Origin of the sequence: Xenorhabdus sp. KJ12.1 (genome assembly GCF_963876495.1) — a bacterium.
Classification (GTDB): Bacteria; Pseudomonadota; Gammaproteobacteria; order Enterobacterales; family Enterobacteriaceae; genus Xenorhabdus; species Xenorhabdus stockiae.
In genome coordinates this window covers 17677-33402 of the sequence record NZ_CAWNQH010000059.1, presented here as the reverse complement: position 1 = coordinate 33402, position 15726 = coordinate 17677, and the positions used below count along the sequence as shown (strand labels likewise).

Here is a 15726-nt window from a genome sequence, read left to right as displayed (position 1 = left end):
CAAAAAAATTACATTATTTTACTTAATGGGCTTGATTATACTCTTTAATTAGCTCCTTGACTTTTTTATAAGTAAAATAATTTGGATTTTCTGAACTGAAAAAAGCCGAAAACACTACCAGTAGTATAAAGCAAGAAAAGTAATACACCGTTAACTTCATACTACCCTCACCACCTACAATGTTTAAAGAAGCAGCTAGAGATAATGCTCCCAAAAAACTTGATACTAAGAATAATATAGTTTGAATTATTGTCATTACCCATGTTTTTAATAAATAAAAAAAGCCAATTTCTTTTTCTAACCTCGAATTTTTTACTGGAAATAAAGAATAAACTTTTTTATATGATTCCATTGGAATATTTTTATTTTTATGAAATAAAATTAATTTCGCCCAAACATTTTGAACATCAACACTAAGATTACACTTTAAATAGAATGAATTTAAAGTTCTAATTTCTTCATTTTTTGCCAATGCTCTTATATCTTCTGATATTTTATCATTTCTTGATATCCTTCGAAGAGATTTTATTTTTGTCAGTAACTTTTTCTCTGGATTAAAAATAACGAATGTTTTATACAATAAAGTATTATGTATATTTACAATAGTTAAAATAAATAGTAAGTAAATAAAAACAAATAATAAAAACCCCATCCGTCCATGACTAGATATTAGCTCCATAATTTTGGCAAAATCCATCATAAATCCTCATTGTTAATCTGTGAATTATTCTTAAGCATTTAACACCTGACCAACTTTATAAAACATCCTCTCAATTTAATTTTCATCCAAAAGTAAAACACCGAATACATTATTATAGGATAAATCCCCTAACTATACGTAAATAAATATACATCTATGTAGATTTTCACGGGATAACGGGATATTTAGCTATATTCATTATATTTCAAATAGTTAACTAACCCCGTTTTATCCCACATACCCCGTAGAAAAAATTATTAATCGTAATTATTTAATACCTAATTAATTACTGCCTACCAAATGGAAATTTTTTTCGATGATACAATTAATATAATACTATATAATTTATCATCACATAATGTTACGGGATATAATGGGATAATGCGGGTTAATTAAAATAAATATAACTATCTGATAAATATCCAATTAACTATTTACTGTCCCGTTACCCCGCTATCCCAATGTTTTTATCTTACGTGAGGATTAATCTTCATCATTGAAAACCAGCACTACAAACCGCCCTTGAGTACCATTCACTGAAATAGTTTTACTGATAAAGCGATCTTTCTCCGTTTTAATCAACATTCCGGCTTCTTCCAGAGCTTCAAAGCCTGATTTCTTCTGTAATCCCTGCAATATCTCCTCTTCAAATACACTGGGGATAATGTGATATTCCACCCGCCCATCACTGCGGCGATTATTCACCAGATAGCCTGCAAGATTGTTGATTCTCATTGCGTGAACGGTATCTATGTTTCCATTCAATTTTCCGTAGGCATAAGGCTGAAAACGCGACAGACCGTACTTCTGGATAAAATCACGGGCGCGGGTGACAACCTGATATTTTTCACGGTTTCCGATACCAAAATCTGTTAACCAGTCATCAAAACTTTGCCTTATCGCACTATGGCAATCTTCTTTGCCCCAACCGGTGATATGAGTCGCCAACTCTCCGGCTGCATCCAATAAAGCGAAACGCACAGCTACACGTTTTACTTGGGCTGAGGCTTCTTCTGGCAGGCTATCCAACCACGCTTTCTCTTTACGGGTCACGATTTCTATTGCCTGTTCCTGATTTTCAGACAGCCATAAGATCCATGCCCGTCCCGCTGTACCACAATAACGCTTAGATTCACGCTTAATTGCCCTTGCGTGGGTGTCACCATCCTCATAACCATTGAAAAATTCAGTATCAATAAAAGGAACACTTAACAGCCTGACGAGCTGCCCTGCTTTTGGTGTAATTCCGCCTTTTATCAAAAAGGTTTCTAAATCCTCTTCCCCCGTTGAAAGCGCGGCTATCTTCCAGCGAATAACGGCACGGTTTCCACCTTCTCGTTTACCCTGAATTTTACCGACACCGTTAAACAAGCTGTAAGCACTGTTTGCGACTTCTTTCGAATTAGCACTTTGTCCGATTTCGTCAATGGGCAAAAAACCATCATTGCGAGCGGCGGCTTCATTATTTAAGCCGTGGTGCGTGCCGTGCCACGATAATTTTAGTTCTTCGGGATCACCATATAAGCTACTGGCAGCTTCAACGGTGGTCGTTTTTCCCGCTGAGGATTGGGCGAACAAGTGAACACCAAAACAGCTACCGCCTGCTAACGAATTGAGTGGGGCAGCTAGTCCCACCAGCACACCCAACATCATTGAGCGGTTTCCTTTCATTAATGAAGCAACATGGTTTTTCCATTCGTCGGCAGTTCCCCTAACCACATAACCCGCAACCGCCGATGTACCACCACAGAACGCCACTGGCATATAAGGCTGACCAATAATTTCGCCATCCGGCATAACATACGCCCCACAGTGCCAGCCTGCCGTTTGTGTTACTTCCCACTGGCGGCGATCTCCGCTGCGCTGTAAATGGTCAGATAAAATCGGTAAGAGGCTATTTTTGGTTGTGATATTTATCCCTCTAGAACGCAACCGCGCCCAGCCTATCGGCATCCCAATTTCACGGCGGGGCATGGCCTCAAAGGTTAGTTTGTCTGTACCTTCCTGAGATAATTTAATAATGAGATAACCTTCTCCGCCATCGTTGCCAATGCCGACAACTTCCATGTAATCACTTAACCATTTTTCAATCTCAATGATTTCGCCATTCTGCTCTTTAGGTTCAACCCAATAAATACCCTCTTTTCGGGTATCAACATGCGGTTTTAATGGATCACGCTCTTTTTCCCGATGTTCATCCAAATTAGCTATGATTGATTTTGACACTGATTCTTCTTTCCCTACCTGATATAACCCGTTGCTGAATGCCTGCTTTGCTGCTTCGATACCATGATGTTGGCGATAATCGTCCCAATCAGATTTCAATGCCATAGGCGGTAGCGTGACCCAGCCGTTAATCGCTATAGCGGCTTTTTCTGCCGCTATCTTGCCGACATTCTTTTTTAGCCTGCCGTTTTTGTCCCGCTCTTCCGGTTCGTGCCAATCGTTATCAGCGGCAAGGATAATTTTTGCGTTAGGCCACTGTGTTCTGACCTGCTCGGCAATGGTGAATAAATTGCTTTCATCAATAGCTGCCAATACCACACCCTCATGTAACTGGCTGACGGTTAACGCGGTGGCGTAACCCTCGGTAATGATGAAAGTGTCCGGCGTTCCGGTAATCTCTGAGACGGGAATAAAACTCCCTTTTTTCTGCGTACCTGTAACAAGGCGTTTTTCACCGTTTGGCTTAATGGTCTGTGCGCCCGTGATTGTGCCGTCCAGCGTCTGAGTCACCAGCAATAAAGAGCCATCTTTCAATAACCGCTGATTGGGGCATTGAAGCCCCTTTTTAGTCAGATACTGAGATTCACCGATGATAGAAGTTGCAACCAGTGCAGCGATGCGTTCTGCAATCGGTTTTACTGTTCGGGGGTGCTCTTGGGCGGACTTGGGTTCAGGTAAAGGAAGTGCCAGCGCATCAGCTACCAACTTAGCGGCGGCAAAGATTGTGATCCCTTTGGTTCTTGCCACTAAATCCAGCCCATCACCATAATTAGGTTCATCGCACTGGCGGCAATGCCAATCACCGTTATGGTTATCATCAATAAAATGAAAACGATCAGTGCCGCCGCATATCGGGCAAGCACCATGCTTGCCTTTTACCGGAACTTCAACACCACAAGCAGGCAACAGGCTTTGCCAGTGATTGATGGCTGATGTTTTCACTGTTCGAATCACATCTAACGGGCGGCTTTTCTGATTATTATTTCCCTGATTCATGATCACTCGTCCTCGCCATTAACTGCTGCATAAAGCGAATAGTAGACTTCCTGATTGATATCACAGGCCAGCGAAAGCAAATCATGTAATTCTTCCGAGCAGTGTTGGCTGGCCTGCTCAAGAATGACCTCATATAAAGAGATACATAAACCAGCACGAAATGAGGCCTGACCTAATGGATCGGATTTTCTGTATACAATGCAATTTAATAATTTATTCATCGGTGGCTGAGGAGCATGTTTCAACAGCGCGCGGTGAACCTCCTGATGAATGTCGTGCGCCAATGCAATCAGATTATTTAAATTGGTTTCGCAGCGTTCACCTTTGGCTTTTTGGGTAATGAACGTGAAAAGTGAAATACTCAGACCTGCACGATATAGCGCTTGTTTTAGTGAGATAGGTTTATGACTCATTGTATGCCCCCTGACATAATGCGAAGATCAAAGAGGGCATATCAGCCAGCCGCTGAGTGCCGAATACAATAAGGAATGTAAATTTAAGGCGAGTTTGGTTAGACTGTGTATCAGCCATAGCATTAGCTCCGATAATGTTGTGGTCAGACGCCTCGATAGTGTTAGCGCACTTCGGGGCGTTGCTGTTTGTATCACCTGAATAAAGCATGGTGTCAGCCACCATCGTATTTTTAAGTGTCAGCCACGTCAATTCTTTTTTATAAAAATTTTTTGCGTATACTGTCAGCCACCAACTACTAATGGATGCAGATATGGCAACGAAAGCAGTAAACGCAAAGTCAAAAAAATTAGAAGCTCGTGTACCGCATGAGCTTGTTGATTCAATGGAAAAATTTAAAGAAGAAGGCGAAAGCACTGCGCAATTCATAATTTCGGCTATGTCGGGTGAAATCAAACGCCGCCAACGTAAAGCCAAAGTATCATCTGAGTAAGAATCATCAATTAACCCTCTTAAAGAGGGTTGTCTCTCAAATTGATGGTTATTAAGTATCAAAGAATTTCTATAACTAATATCTACCATCACATCAATTATTCCCGAAATTAAGCTGCTTTTAGGGTGAATTTGGCCGCTGCCAATTAAGGCAGTTAATTTTTTATGACGTTATTATTTAATTGGTAGATTTGCGGCTATATGGGTTATTCACGTTTTCTACTGTGGGCGGATTATGCACCCAATGCAGCAGATCGCTAAGCAACCAAGCGCAGGAGTTACGGCCTAGTGGCTTACGGGCAGGGAAACGACCTTCATTTTCCAATTTCCATGCTGATGTTCTGGAAATAGAGGTGATGTGCTGGCGTTCTTTTTCACGTATAAGCCGATCATAAGGTTCACCATATTCGGAAAGGATAGAGCGACGTTCTTCTGGTGTAGGAGTGCTGTATTGCATGATTATGTTACCCTCACTGTTTAATTGTTTTTGTGAGGGTATTTTACTTAACAGAAATTATTAAGAAAGAAAGCCACATTTGTTACGTATATATCACAATGATCATGTTCATCATCAAACTCATTAGTTCCCATTATTGAGCTGCTTTTAATATAACCACGTTATCATGATTAGCCGCCAATAGATCTAGCCTCTCGCACCACTGGTTTAAAGCAACTCGTTTCTCTGGTAGGTATTGGCTCTTGTTGTATATCGCCATGACGCCCGGCAAAATATGGCCTAAAAGTTGATCAACAATATGTGGGGCTACTTTCATATCATTTAATTTTGTGGAAAAAGTGCGCCTTAAATCATGCAAAGACCATTTATCTACATGGCCTAATCTTCTCCATATCTTCGTTCCATACTCAGATACTGTTTCGGTGCTTTTAAATTCCCCTAATAGGTAATCACTTTTATTATTTTGATAAACAAGGTTTTCTAAGAATGATTTCATACACTCAGGTATCGGGCGAATAATTCTTTCACCTGTCTTGCTATTTTCTTTTGGGACAGTCCATAACATAGAATTCAAATTCCATTCTGAACATTTAGATAATCTAATCTCTCTCGTCCGGTAACCAAATACAATCAAAATTTTCAATAAATTATTATAATAGGGCAGGTAGCTTCCTGATCTTATAGATTCCCATAATTGACCAAGTTCATTATCTTCTAAATAACGCTGGCCTTTAGTTTGTTTTTTTCCGACATCAGAAATAGTCAAATCATCCAATACATGGCTAATTGCATATCTTCTTACACGGCAAAATTTTAGAGCTTGTTTGCATAATTGAAGCATCCCGCCAGCAGCTACAGGAGCTTCCTTTTTCATTTTATCAAAGCATTGTAGCCAATATGTTATTTCACAGTCAGATAATGCCATTTCACCAATATAGAGATAAATATGCTTTTCTAATTGGCGAATGAGGGCATCAATATTGGCTCGATTGTCTCTGCCATAGTGTTCAATCCAATACTCAATGGCGTCTTTTACGGTGACTGGTTTTAATGATTCCTGCATCGTTAAATTAAATTGCAGCTTTGGATCTTTACCGGATGCCAACCAGTTACGGCATTTATCCCGTGTTTCACGGGCTTGCTTCAGGGGCATATCAGGGTAGCGTCCAATGGTGAGACGATTTAACTTTTTTCCATCAAGTCGGTAGGTAAAGACCCAGCTAATACCACCAACTTTAGAGGCTTTTGCACTCAATCCAGCGCCATCGGCAAAAAATTCAATCTTATTCCTTTCTTTTCCGTGTAGGGTTTTAAGTTTTTTATCACTGAGCTTGTTTAATTCGGCAGCCATGATCATTAAAGATATTTATATAATTGTTTATACATAGTGTGCTGCAAGAGAGGTAAAACGTCAATAAGCACTGGAACAATATACAGGTAGGTAAATAATTAATCATTTGATTTTAAAATAAAAACAATAATCATAGACAAACATCGAAACATTAAACTAATATATATTAGCTATATTCATTTCTGCTTTCATTCTGGTTAGTTTATGGCTATAGGCAGTATACCTGTTAGTATCAATGAACGCATTTTCATATTGATTCCGAAATGAAAGTAGTGATTATTGACATTAAACTGATTGCTTATTAAACAGGCTGGCTAACTATGGAAATTAGGGTATTTCGGCAAGAAGATTTTGAAGCCGCTATCACGCTTTGGGAGCGTTGTGATCTGATTAATCCCGGTGATGATCCGGAACTCGATATTGAGCGTAAATTAACTCATGATGCTGATTTATTTCTGGTTGCCGAAGTGGCAGGAGAAGTTGTTGGGACTGTAATGGGTGGCTACGATGGGCATCGTGGTCATGCTTATTATTTAGGTGTTCATCCCGAATTCAGAGGGAGAGGCATTGCTAATGCATTGGTTTCCCGTCTTGAGAAAAAATTATTAGCGAGAGGTTGCCCTAGTATTCTAATCATGGTTCCAGAAGAGAATGATGCCACAATTTGTATGTGTGAAAAAATGGAATATGATTATTGGGGGCAGGAACATACTGTATTTAATAAGCGTCTGATTATTGATTAAATATTGAAGGTAAATGGCTGGGAAATATTATGTTGTTCGGCCATGAACCGCCCCTTTATACAAAAAGCTCAATAATTTCCTCGCTGTTTTTTTTATCGCATGATGAAATTTGAATTTATATTTACTTTCTGCAATGAGACTTTTTGATATTAAATAATTTTCATGTTCAATTTCAGGCGTAATCACAACCTGAATTTTTCCATTGCTATCTTTGAAGAAATAATAATGATATTTAATTGGTGATTCAGGTTTTTTTATTAAAATCCGCCAGTTGATTAAAGGAAGATTGCAGACTTTATTATCCGTTATATTTTCGGGTGTCTTTTTATTTTTCTGAATTATAATATCTTTTTTTATATCATTTGTCAGATATAGCATTTGAGGTATTGCTGTTTTGATCATATCCCTTGTTGTTACAAAACTGTTTGTTACAGTAGGGATATCTAGAAAATTAATAAATGTTGGGATCATTGCCGCCACCACGCACTTTCACCATTGGTTTATATTTATTCCATGATCCGATATGATATCTACCTATTTGTAAATAATTGCACAATGGATTTATAAAACTGTATTTTTATCTGTCTTTTTTATAGGCCTCTGTATTAAGGAAGTTATTCATTCTTAACTTGCTGTTTTTGAATGATATCAATAATAAGATGTTAGAATAGTCAAAGGTAATGATTTGTAATGAAAAGATATTTTTTATTTAGCCTGTTATTTAAAAAAAGAATTATGGCGTTCAGTGGCCTGATAGGCGGTTCATTGTTATTAACTGCCTGTGCAGGAACATCAGGGTTTTCATGGTCTTCCCTGTCTCCTTTAAATTGGTTTAGTCGTACTTTGGAGGTATCTGAACAGGGCGTAGGGAAAGTCAATAAACAGACAGATATGAACTTATCTGTCATTCAGCAGGGGTTGGATAACAGATATCGCCTGCGTAGCGGTATGGAGATGAAAAATGGCCAATTTTTCAGTGTAATACAGGGAATGGAGGGAGATCAGGTCAGAATTGAATTATCGGGTCTGAATAATGGAAAGGTAGCTCATATTATCATTCTGGATGAAGGGATTAAGACCGCTTGGGGAACAAAAATAGGTACATCTTTCTCTACGCTGTATGACAAAGCTTATGGTGCCTGCCAGCGTTCCGACGACATAATAACTGTGCAGCAGGAGATTGTCTGTATTGCTCCCCAAAGCCGAAATATCAGTTATGTATTTACCGGAACATGGAATGGTTCGGAAGAGTTGCTCCCTCCAGATGATGTGCTGAAAACATGGAAAATTTCCCGCATTATCTGGAAAGCCAACTAAAAGATATATCTAATAAATTTCAAATTATTGTGGCGGCAAGGGAGTGCTGCCAATAAAGAGACCATTTGAACGATGGAGGTTATACAGGAAGTATTTTAATCAAGTCAATATTCCGGTCGACAAAATCAGCTCCAGTATGTCAGATGTTAATTCCCTCAGCCCTCAGTTAATAACCCTTTATTTTTTATAGCTTATCTCGTTTCATCATTTCTCATAAAAATTCGGTATATAAAACAGGAGATAGTTAACTATCCTGTTATAAATATTCTGGATACAGTATGGATAACTTATTGTTAAAAATAGTCGTTAAAAAATTCTTGCTGAATAGCTTGATGGGTAAGGTTTGAATGAAGCTTGTGGTCGAGTTACTGAGTAATTCTGATAAAAATTTACTTCAACACTGGGAATGTGTGGGAGCAACTTTGAGAAATGGGTGCCAATAATGTTTGTTGCATCCAGTAAACGAGTATTACCCGGATTTGGGCTGAGTCTGGGTTGTAGCCTGCTTTATACTTGCCTGATCCTGCTACTACCGCTAAGCGCATTGGTCATACAGCTTTCCAGCATGACATGGGAACAATATTGGCAGGTCATTGCGAATCCACAGGTTGTCGCAGCTTATCAGGTAACTTTATTGGCAGCGGCTGTCGCTAGCTTATTCAATATGTTTTTTGGAATGCTAATGGCGTGGATACTTACCCGCTATCGTTTTCCGGGGCGCTACTTGCTTGACGGATTAATGGATTTACCATTTGCATTGCCGACAGCAGTCGCAGGGCTAACTCTAGCAACTCTATTTTCTACAACCGGATGGTATGGCTCTTGGCTTGCTCATTTTGATATTAAAGTCGCCAATACTTGGCTGGGAATTGCGGTTGCAATGGCATTTACCAGCCTGCCTTTTGTTGTTCGTACCGTTCAGCCAGTACTCGAAGAATTAGGGCCTGAATATGAAGAAGCAGCTCAGACATTAGGGGCGAATCGCTGGCAGACTTTTCGGCGGGTTATTTTGCAAGAAGTCTCTCCTGCATTGATAGCAGGCACAGTGCTCTCTTTTACTCGTAGTCTGGGAGAATTCGGCGCAGTTATTTTTATTGCGGGTAATATTGCGTGGCAAACCGAAGTGGCTTCCCTGATGATTTTCGTCCGGTTGCAGGAGTTTGATTATCCCGCGGCCAGCGCAATTGCTTCAGTTATTCTTGCGGTATCACTGTTATTGCTGTTTAGCGTTAACTTATTACAAAGTCGCTTTGGTAAGCGGATCGGGGGACGTTAGTGGCTGATTTCTCTGAATACACGCAGATGATGCGCCCCTCAATAAACTGGGGAAAATGGTTCCTGATTGGGGCGGGAGTGGTTATTTCCATCCTGTTTCTGGTCATTCCGATAGCGTGGATTTTTCTGACTGCTTTTTCACAGGGAATCGATATTCTTACCCAGAATCTTATTGATCCCGATATGCTCCATGCTATTTGGCTAACCGTGCTGATCGCACTTATTACTGTTCCTATTAATCTGATTTTTGGCGTAGTCACTGCATGGCTGGTAACCCGCTTCCAATTTCCCGGCAGACAATTGTTGCTGACATTAATTGATATTCCATTCGCCGTTTCACCTGTTGTGGCTGGGTTGCTTTACCTGCTGTTTTACGGTGTTAACGGCTGGATGGGAGAATGGCTGGGAAACTATGACATCCAGTTAATGTTTTCATGGCCGGGTATGGTTCTGGTCACGGTATTTGTTACATGCCCATTCGTTGTCCGTGAATTGGTGCCGGTAATGCTGAGTCAGGGCAGTCAGGAGGATGAAGCGGCAATATTATTAGGTGCTTCTGGCTGGCAAATGTTCTGGCGTGTGACATTACCGAATATTCGTTGGGCATTGCTGTATGGCATTGTTTTAACTAATGCCCGGGCAATTGGTGAATTTGGTGCGGTATCTGTGGTATCCGGCGCAATCAGAGGGGAAACATACACTTTACCTTTGCAGGTTGAACTGCTTTACCAGGATTACAACACTGTTGGTGCATTTGTGGCGGCGGCTTTATTGGCAGTGATGGCGATTATTACCCTGATTGTCAAAAGTGCTTTGCAGTGGCGTTTGAGTTATTTGAATCGCCAGTAAATAAAGGTCGGGAGCAGGATATGAGTATTGAAATCAGCAAAATCAGTAAATCTTTTGGTCGTGTTCAGATACTGAATGATATATCACTGAATATTGAATCTGGTGAAATGGTTGCTTTGCTTGGCCCATCCGGTTCCGGCAAGACGACTTTACTGAGGATTATTGCCGGACTTGAACAGCACAGTGCGGGGCAACTTAAGTTTCATGATAAGGATGTCAGTCAGGTACATGCAAAAGATCGGCAAGTTGGTTTTGTTTTTCAGCATTATGCTCTGTTTCGTCATATGAGCGTGTTTGATAACGTTGCTTTTGGTTTAACTGTACTTCCTCGGCGTCAGCGGCCTGAGCGAGAGGCACTGCGCCGCAAGGTAATGTCGTTACTTGATATGGTGCAATTATCTCACCTTGCAGATCGCTATCCGTCACAGCTTTCTGGTGGACAGAAACAGCGGGTAGCATTGGCAAGGGCACTCGCTGTTGAGCCTCAGATCCTCTTACTGGATGAGCCATTTGGTGCTCTGGATGCGCAGGTTCGAATGGAATTACGCCGTTGGTTACGCCAGCTTCATGAAGAATTGCAATTTACCAGTGTTTTTGTCACACATGATCAGGAAGAGGCAATGGAAGTTGCTGATCGGATTGTAGTGATGAATCAAGGTGCTATCGAGCAGGTTGGCACGCCACAGCAGGTATGGAAAGAGCCGGAAAGCCGTTTTGTGATGGAATTCATGGGCGAAGTGAATCAGTTACATGGTGAGATTAAAGGCTCTCAGTTGTGGGTTGGCGGAAAAACTTTTCCATTGGAAGTGGCACCATTGCATCAGGGAAGTGTTGATGTATTCCTGCGACCGTGGGATATGAACCTCAGTAAACAACAAACATCATCCTGCCCTTTGCCTGTTAAAGTGACGGAAGTTAATCCACGGGGGCATTTTTCACTGTTGTCTGTCCAGCCTGTTGGTTGGGGAGACGAGAGTTTATCGGTTATCTGGTCGGATAGTTCATCAATTCCAGTTCGTGGCAGCCAGTATTTCATGGGAGGCAAAGGTGCCCATCTGTATGAAGGGGATTCACCATTAAAAGTATTAAAACTCGCTGAATCTGCTTAATTTTTCATTATTCTCTTAACCCTTGGGTTTCCCCTGTTTTCTATAAGAAAACAGGGGTTTTTTATTTAGAGCTTGCGACAGTTTTCTGAATACGATTATTCTGTTGCCTATTCTCATATGTGATTCAGGTAATGCAGTGGCAAGCTTAGAAAATTTTATCGGTAATACTCCGTTGGTGAAATTACAACGAGTTACTGAAAGTATTGATGCAGAAATTTGGGTGAAACTTGAGGGCAACAATCCTGCTGGCTCTGTAAAAGACAGGGCCGCTCTCTCAATGATCCAACAAGCCGAACTACGGGGAGAAATTTCACCGGGGGATGTCCTGATTGAAGCCACAAGTGGTAATACGGGCATTGCATTGGCGATGATTGCAGCAGTAAAAGGTTACCGGCTTAAGCTACTGATGCCTGAAAATATGAGCCTTGAGCGTCAGGCATCAATGCGGGCTTATGGTGCTGAATTAATTTTGGTCAGTAAAGAATTGGGAATGGAAGGTGCCAGAGATTTAGCACAGCAAATGGAGCTGAATGGCGAAGGAAAGGTGCTTGATCAATTTAATAATACAGATAATTCGCTGGCACACTTCAAGACAACAGGGCCGGAAATTTGGCAGCAAACGCAAGGGCGTATCACCCATTTTGTCTCCAGTATGGGCACAACCGGCACTATTACCGGAGTGAGCCGTTACCTGAAATTTCAGTCAGATAATATACAAACCATAGGATTACAGCCGGCAGAAAACAGCCATATTCCCGGTATTCGGCGCTGGTCACCAGCATATATGCCCGGAATTTATCAGAAAGATCTGGTGGATCAAATACTGGATATTACCCAGAATGAGGCGGAAACGATGATGCGGTTGTTGGCACAGAAAGAGGGTATTTTCTGTGGGGTGAGCTCTGGCGGAGCTGTTTCTGGAGCGCTGCGTATCGCAGCTGAAAATCCGGGAGCCGTTATTGGGGTAATTATTTGTGATCGCGGCGATAGATATTTATCTACAGGTGTTTTTAATTAACTTTTTTATTTACTGAATCTAACTTAGTGAGTAAAGGTTATGTCGTTATTTTCAATACCGATGCCAGATTGATAATTTTGCGTCTTTGGCATTGGCAAAGTCTGCCGGATTGACATTGTTTGGCAAATGGGAAATGGTTTCTCCTGATTCAATTAGTTAATAAAGAAATCGCCTCTGTTTTATCGGGTTAAATGATAAAACAGAGGCGACCCACAACAGCTTACCAGTGATGTATTCAGCTACTTCTTAATTCGCATGATAACCGATTCACCAACGACCACTGATCCACTGACTTTAGATAATTCTTTGATTTCATCCATGTTAGAGATAACAACAGGAGTTAAGGTTGACTTGGCTCTTTCTTCCAGAAACGCTAAATCAAACTCTAAAACCAAATCACCTTTCTGTACTCGCTGGCCCTCTTCGGCAATCCGTTTAAAGCCTTCACCTTTCAGTTCAACGGTATCAATACCGAAGTGAACGAAAAGCTCTATCCCGTTATCAGATTCGATGGAAAAAGCGTGATTAGTTTCGAAGATTTTACCAATGGTGCCATCAACAGGGGAGACAATCTTATTACCTGTAGGTTTGATAGCGATACCATCACCTACAATTTTTTCCGCAAAAACAACATCCGGAACATCTTCGATATTAACTATCTCACCTGATAATGGAGCGATAATTTCAATACTGCCGCTGTTCTTTTTATCATCTGAAACTAATGATTTCAGTTTATCAAGCAGACCCATAAATCTTCTCCTAATTGTTTTAATGGGACCGTGTACTGGCTAAGGTGCTGTCTTGGTCAATTGACTTAGCAGAGAGTTTTTTCTCTGATAAAAGTATCAACCAATTCCATCAACTCCTGTGCAGTTGGCTGAGTTAAAGCTTGTTCTGCTAGCGCTTTTGCATCACCGTAATTCGCATTACGAATGATTTTCTTGATGCCTGGAATGGATATTGCACTCATACTGAATTCATCCAGTCCCATGCCCAGAAGCAATAGTGTAGCACGCTCATCTCCAGCCAGCTCACCGCACATGCCCGTCCATTTACCCTCTGCGTGTGAGGCGTCAATCACCTGTTTGATCAGATTCAACACTGCTGGCGACATTGGATTATAGAGATGAGAAATCAGCTCATTACCACGGTCTACCGCAAGAGTATACTGAGTTAGATCGTTTGTCCCAATACTAAAAAAGTCAACTTCTTTTGCAAGATGTTTAGCAATGGTTGCAGCAGCAGGCGTTTCTACCATGATGCCGACTTCAATCGATTCATCGAACGCTTTATTTTCGTTACGTAGCTGATCTTTAAGCATCAATAGTTCTGCTTTCAGTTCCCGAATTTCTTCAACAGAAATGATCATTGGGAACATGATGCGAAGTTTACCGAATGCAGAGGCTCGGAGAATAGCACGTAACTGAGAATGTAATATTTCTTTGCGATCCAGGCAAATACGGATTGCACGCCAGCCAAGGAACGGGTTCTCTTCTTTGGGCAGATTCATATAAGGCAGTTCTTTATCACCGCCGATATCCATAGTACGGATAATAACAGCCTGATTACCAACGGATTCGGCAACAGCCTTATAGGCTTCAAACTGTTCTTCTTCAGTTGGCAGAGAATCGCGATCCATAAACAGGAACTCGGTACGGTACAAGCCGACGCCTTCTGCCCCATTACGTTCTGCGCCCGCAATATCACGGACTGTGCCGATATTGGCGCAGACTTCTACCTGATGACCATCCAGCGTAATGGCTGGTAAATCCTTCAGTTTTGCTAATTCGGTTTTTTCTGACAGATATTCGTTTTTGATTTTTTTGAGTTGTTCAATTTCAGTGTCAGATGGATCTATATAGATATGATTATTAACAGCATCCAGAATAAGGTAGCTGCCATTTTTAATCTGAGTTGTTGCGTTGGTTGTCCCGACAATGGCAGGCAGTTCCAGAGAACGTGCCATAATTGAAGTGTGAGATGTCCGGCCACCTAAATCTGTAATGAACCCCAGTACTTTATCCAGATTGAGCTGTGCGGTTTCTGAAGGTGTCAGGTCATTTGCAACCAGAATAACTTCTTCTGCAATGGAGCCTAAGTCAATAATCGGCATACCCAGAATATTTTTCAGCAGGCGCTTACCAATATCACGAACATCAGCGGCACGCTCTTTTAAATACTCATCATCCAGCTCTTCCAGTGCCTTAGCCTGATCTTCGATAACAGAGTGTACGGCGGCATCTGCTGTAGCCAGATTTTTCTTTATCAGCGTAATAATTTCCTGTTCCAGCTCTTCATCTTCCAGCAACATGATGTGGCCTTCGAAGATTTCGGCTTTTTCTGCACCCAGATTTTTTTCAGCTGTATCTTTGATGACTTCTAACTGAGCAGAGGCTTTATCCCGGCCTTGTTTAAAGCGTGAGATCTCTTGTTCGACCTGTTCAGGAGTGATTTTTTTATGATTGATAATGATGGGGTCTTCTTTCAGCAATAATGCCTTACCGAAAGCAATACCTGGTGATACTAAGATGCCTGAAATCATACTATATGACCTTAACTGCGGGTGATTATATTTCATTGCGCCTTCAGAGGCAGGCTCTAAATATCCCCAGATTTTGTATTCCGGGGATGGTACTGGATGAAATAGACTGGCTTTGTATACTCGGTGTATTTCAAGTTGGTTCTTTTTTGGCTGTACTTACTATAGACACCGTTTTATAAGAATACGGTGCTCTATACTCCAAAGATTAGCTCCCTTGCCATCGTGATGCCACTTGAAATC

Annotated in this window: 16 protein-coding genes; 7 read left to right on the top strand and 9 right to left on the bottom strand. The window is 41.0% G+C overall.

The window, feature by feature from the left end; genetic code table 11:
• Positions 1-22: 22 nt before the first annotated feature.
• The 4 genes from AACS92_RS06545 to AACS92_RS06530 form a co-directional block, all read right to left on the bottom strand.
• Positions 23-700 (bottom strand): hypothetical protein, encoded by a 678-nt coding sequence (locus tag AACS92_RS06545; protein WP_153044774.1) that lies wholly within the window; start codon positions 698-700, stop codon positions 23-25.
• A 483-nt stretch (positions 701-1183) separates the two neighbouring features.
• Positions 1184-3922 carry a DUF927 domain-containing protein gene (locus AACS92_RS06540; protein WP_241537966.1) on the bottom strand — a complete coding sequence of 913 codons (2739 nt, stop codon included), beginning with the start codon at positions 3920-3922 and terminating at the stop codon, positions 1184-1186.
• Between the two features lie 2 nt (positions 3923-3924).
• Positions 3925-4335, bottom strand: coding sequence for a hypothetical protein (locus AACS92_RS06535; protein WP_193756949.1), 411 nt, complete (start codon positions 4333-4335; stop codon positions 3925-3927).
• Positions 4325-4585 carry a hypothetical protein gene (locus AACS92_RS06530; protein WP_153044773.1) on the bottom strand — a complete coding sequence of 87 codons (261 nt, stop codon included), beginning with the start codon at positions 4583-4585 and terminating at the stop codon, positions 4325-4327. Before AACS92_RS06530 ends, AACS92_RS06535 begins: the two co-directional genes overlap by 11 nt.
• A gap of 61 nt (positions 4586-4646) precedes the next feature.
• Between AACS92_RS06530 and AACS92_RS06525 the strand changes: the two genes are divergently transcribed.
• Positions 4647-4826 carry a YlcI/YnfO family protein gene (locus AACS92_RS06525; protein WP_099110550.1) on the top strand — a complete coding sequence of 60 codons (180 nt, stop codon included), beginning with the start codon at positions 4647-4649 and terminating at the stop codon, positions 4824-4826.
• A 177-nt stretch (positions 4827-5003) separates the two neighbouring features.
• Here AACS92_RS06525 and AACS92_RS06520 read toward each other — a convergent pair whose 3' ends face one another.
• Entirely contained in the window at positions 5004-5282 is a 279-nt protein-coding gene (locus AACS92_RS06520; RefSeq protein ID WP_193756948.1) for a helix-turn-helix transcriptional regulator, read from the bottom strand.
• A gap of 133 nt (positions 5283-5415) precedes the next feature.
• Positions 5416-6633 (bottom strand): tyrosine-type recombinase/integrase, encoded by a 1218-nt coding sequence (locus tag AACS92_RS06515; protein ID WP_099110649.1) that lies wholly within the window; start codon positions 6631-6633, stop codon positions 5416-5418.
• A gap of 320 nt (positions 6634-6953) precedes the next feature.
• Here AACS92_RS06515 and AACS92_RS06510 point away from each other — a divergent pair, with 320 nt between their 5' ends.
• Entirely contained in the window at positions 6954-7376 is a 423-nt protein-coding gene (locus tag AACS92_RS06510) for a GNAT family acetyltransferase (protein WP_099110548.1), read from the top strand.
• A 27-nt stretch (positions 7377-7403) separates the two neighbouring features.
• Here the strand turns inward: AACS92_RS06510 and AACS92_RS06505 are convergent, their stop codons facing one another.
• On the bottom strand, positions 7404-7856 hold the full coding sequence (locus AACS92_RS06505; RefSeq protein WP_153044772.1) for a hypothetical protein: 453 nt from the start codon (positions 7854-7856) through the stop codon (positions 7404-7406).
• A 210-nt stretch (positions 7857-8066) separates the two neighbouring features.
• On the opposite strand from AACS92_RS06505, the gene AACS92_RS06500 reads away from it, so the two are divergent.
• From AACS92_RS06500 to cysM, 5 genes are all read left to right on the top strand, one after another.
• The gene (locus tag AACS92_RS06500; protein WP_099110545.1) at positions 8067-8693 is read left to right on the top strand and encodes an RpoE-regulated lipoprotein; all 627 of its coding nucleotides are present in this window, start codon (positions 8067-8069) and stop codon (positions 8691-8693) included.
• A gap of 442 nt (positions 8694-9135) precedes the next feature.
• Positions 9136-9969, top strand: coding sequence for a sulfate/thiosulfate ABC transporter permease CysT (gene cysT, locus AACS92_RS06495; RefSeq protein ID WP_099110543.1), 834 nt, complete (start codon positions 9136-9138; stop codon positions 9967-9969).
• A complete protein-coding gene (gene cysW / locus AACS92_RS06490) occupies positions 9969-10817 on the top strand; it encodes a sulfate/thiosulfate ABC transporter permease CysW (RefSeq protein WP_099110542.1) in 849 nt (282 codons plus the stop codon). Before cysT ends, cysW begins: the two co-directional genes overlap by 1 nt.
• A 20-nt stretch (positions 10818-10837) precedes the next feature.
• Positions 10838-11926 (top strand): sulfate/thiosulfate ABC transporter ATP-binding protein CysA, encoded by a 1089-nt coding sequence (gene cysA / locus AACS92_RS06485; RefSeq protein ID WP_099110540.1) that lies wholly within the window; start codon positions 10838-10840, stop codon positions 11924-11926.
• 136 nt (positions 11927-12062) lie between these two features.
• Complete coding sequence (gene cysM, locus AACS92_RS06480; protein WP_099110539.1) at positions 12063-12944, top strand: cysteine synthase CysM; 882 nt, start codon at positions 12063-12065, stop codon at positions 12942-12944.
• Between the two features lie 239 nt (positions 12945-13183).
• On the opposite strand, the gene crr is transcribed toward cysM, so the two are convergent.
• Positions 13184-13693 (bottom strand): PTS glucose transporter subunit IIA, encoded by a 510-nt coding sequence (gene crr, locus AACS92_RS06475; protein ID WP_099110538.1) that lies wholly within the window; start codon positions 13691-13693, stop codon positions 13184-13186.
• A 65-nt stretch (positions 13694-13758) separates the two neighbouring features.
• A complete protein-coding gene (ptsI, locus tag AACS92_RS06470) occupies positions 13759-15486 on the bottom strand; it encodes a phosphoenolpyruvate-protein phosphotransferase PtsI (protein ID WP_099110537.1) in 1728 nt (575 codons plus the stop codon).
• Between the last annotated feature and the right edge of the window lie 240 nt (positions 15487-15726).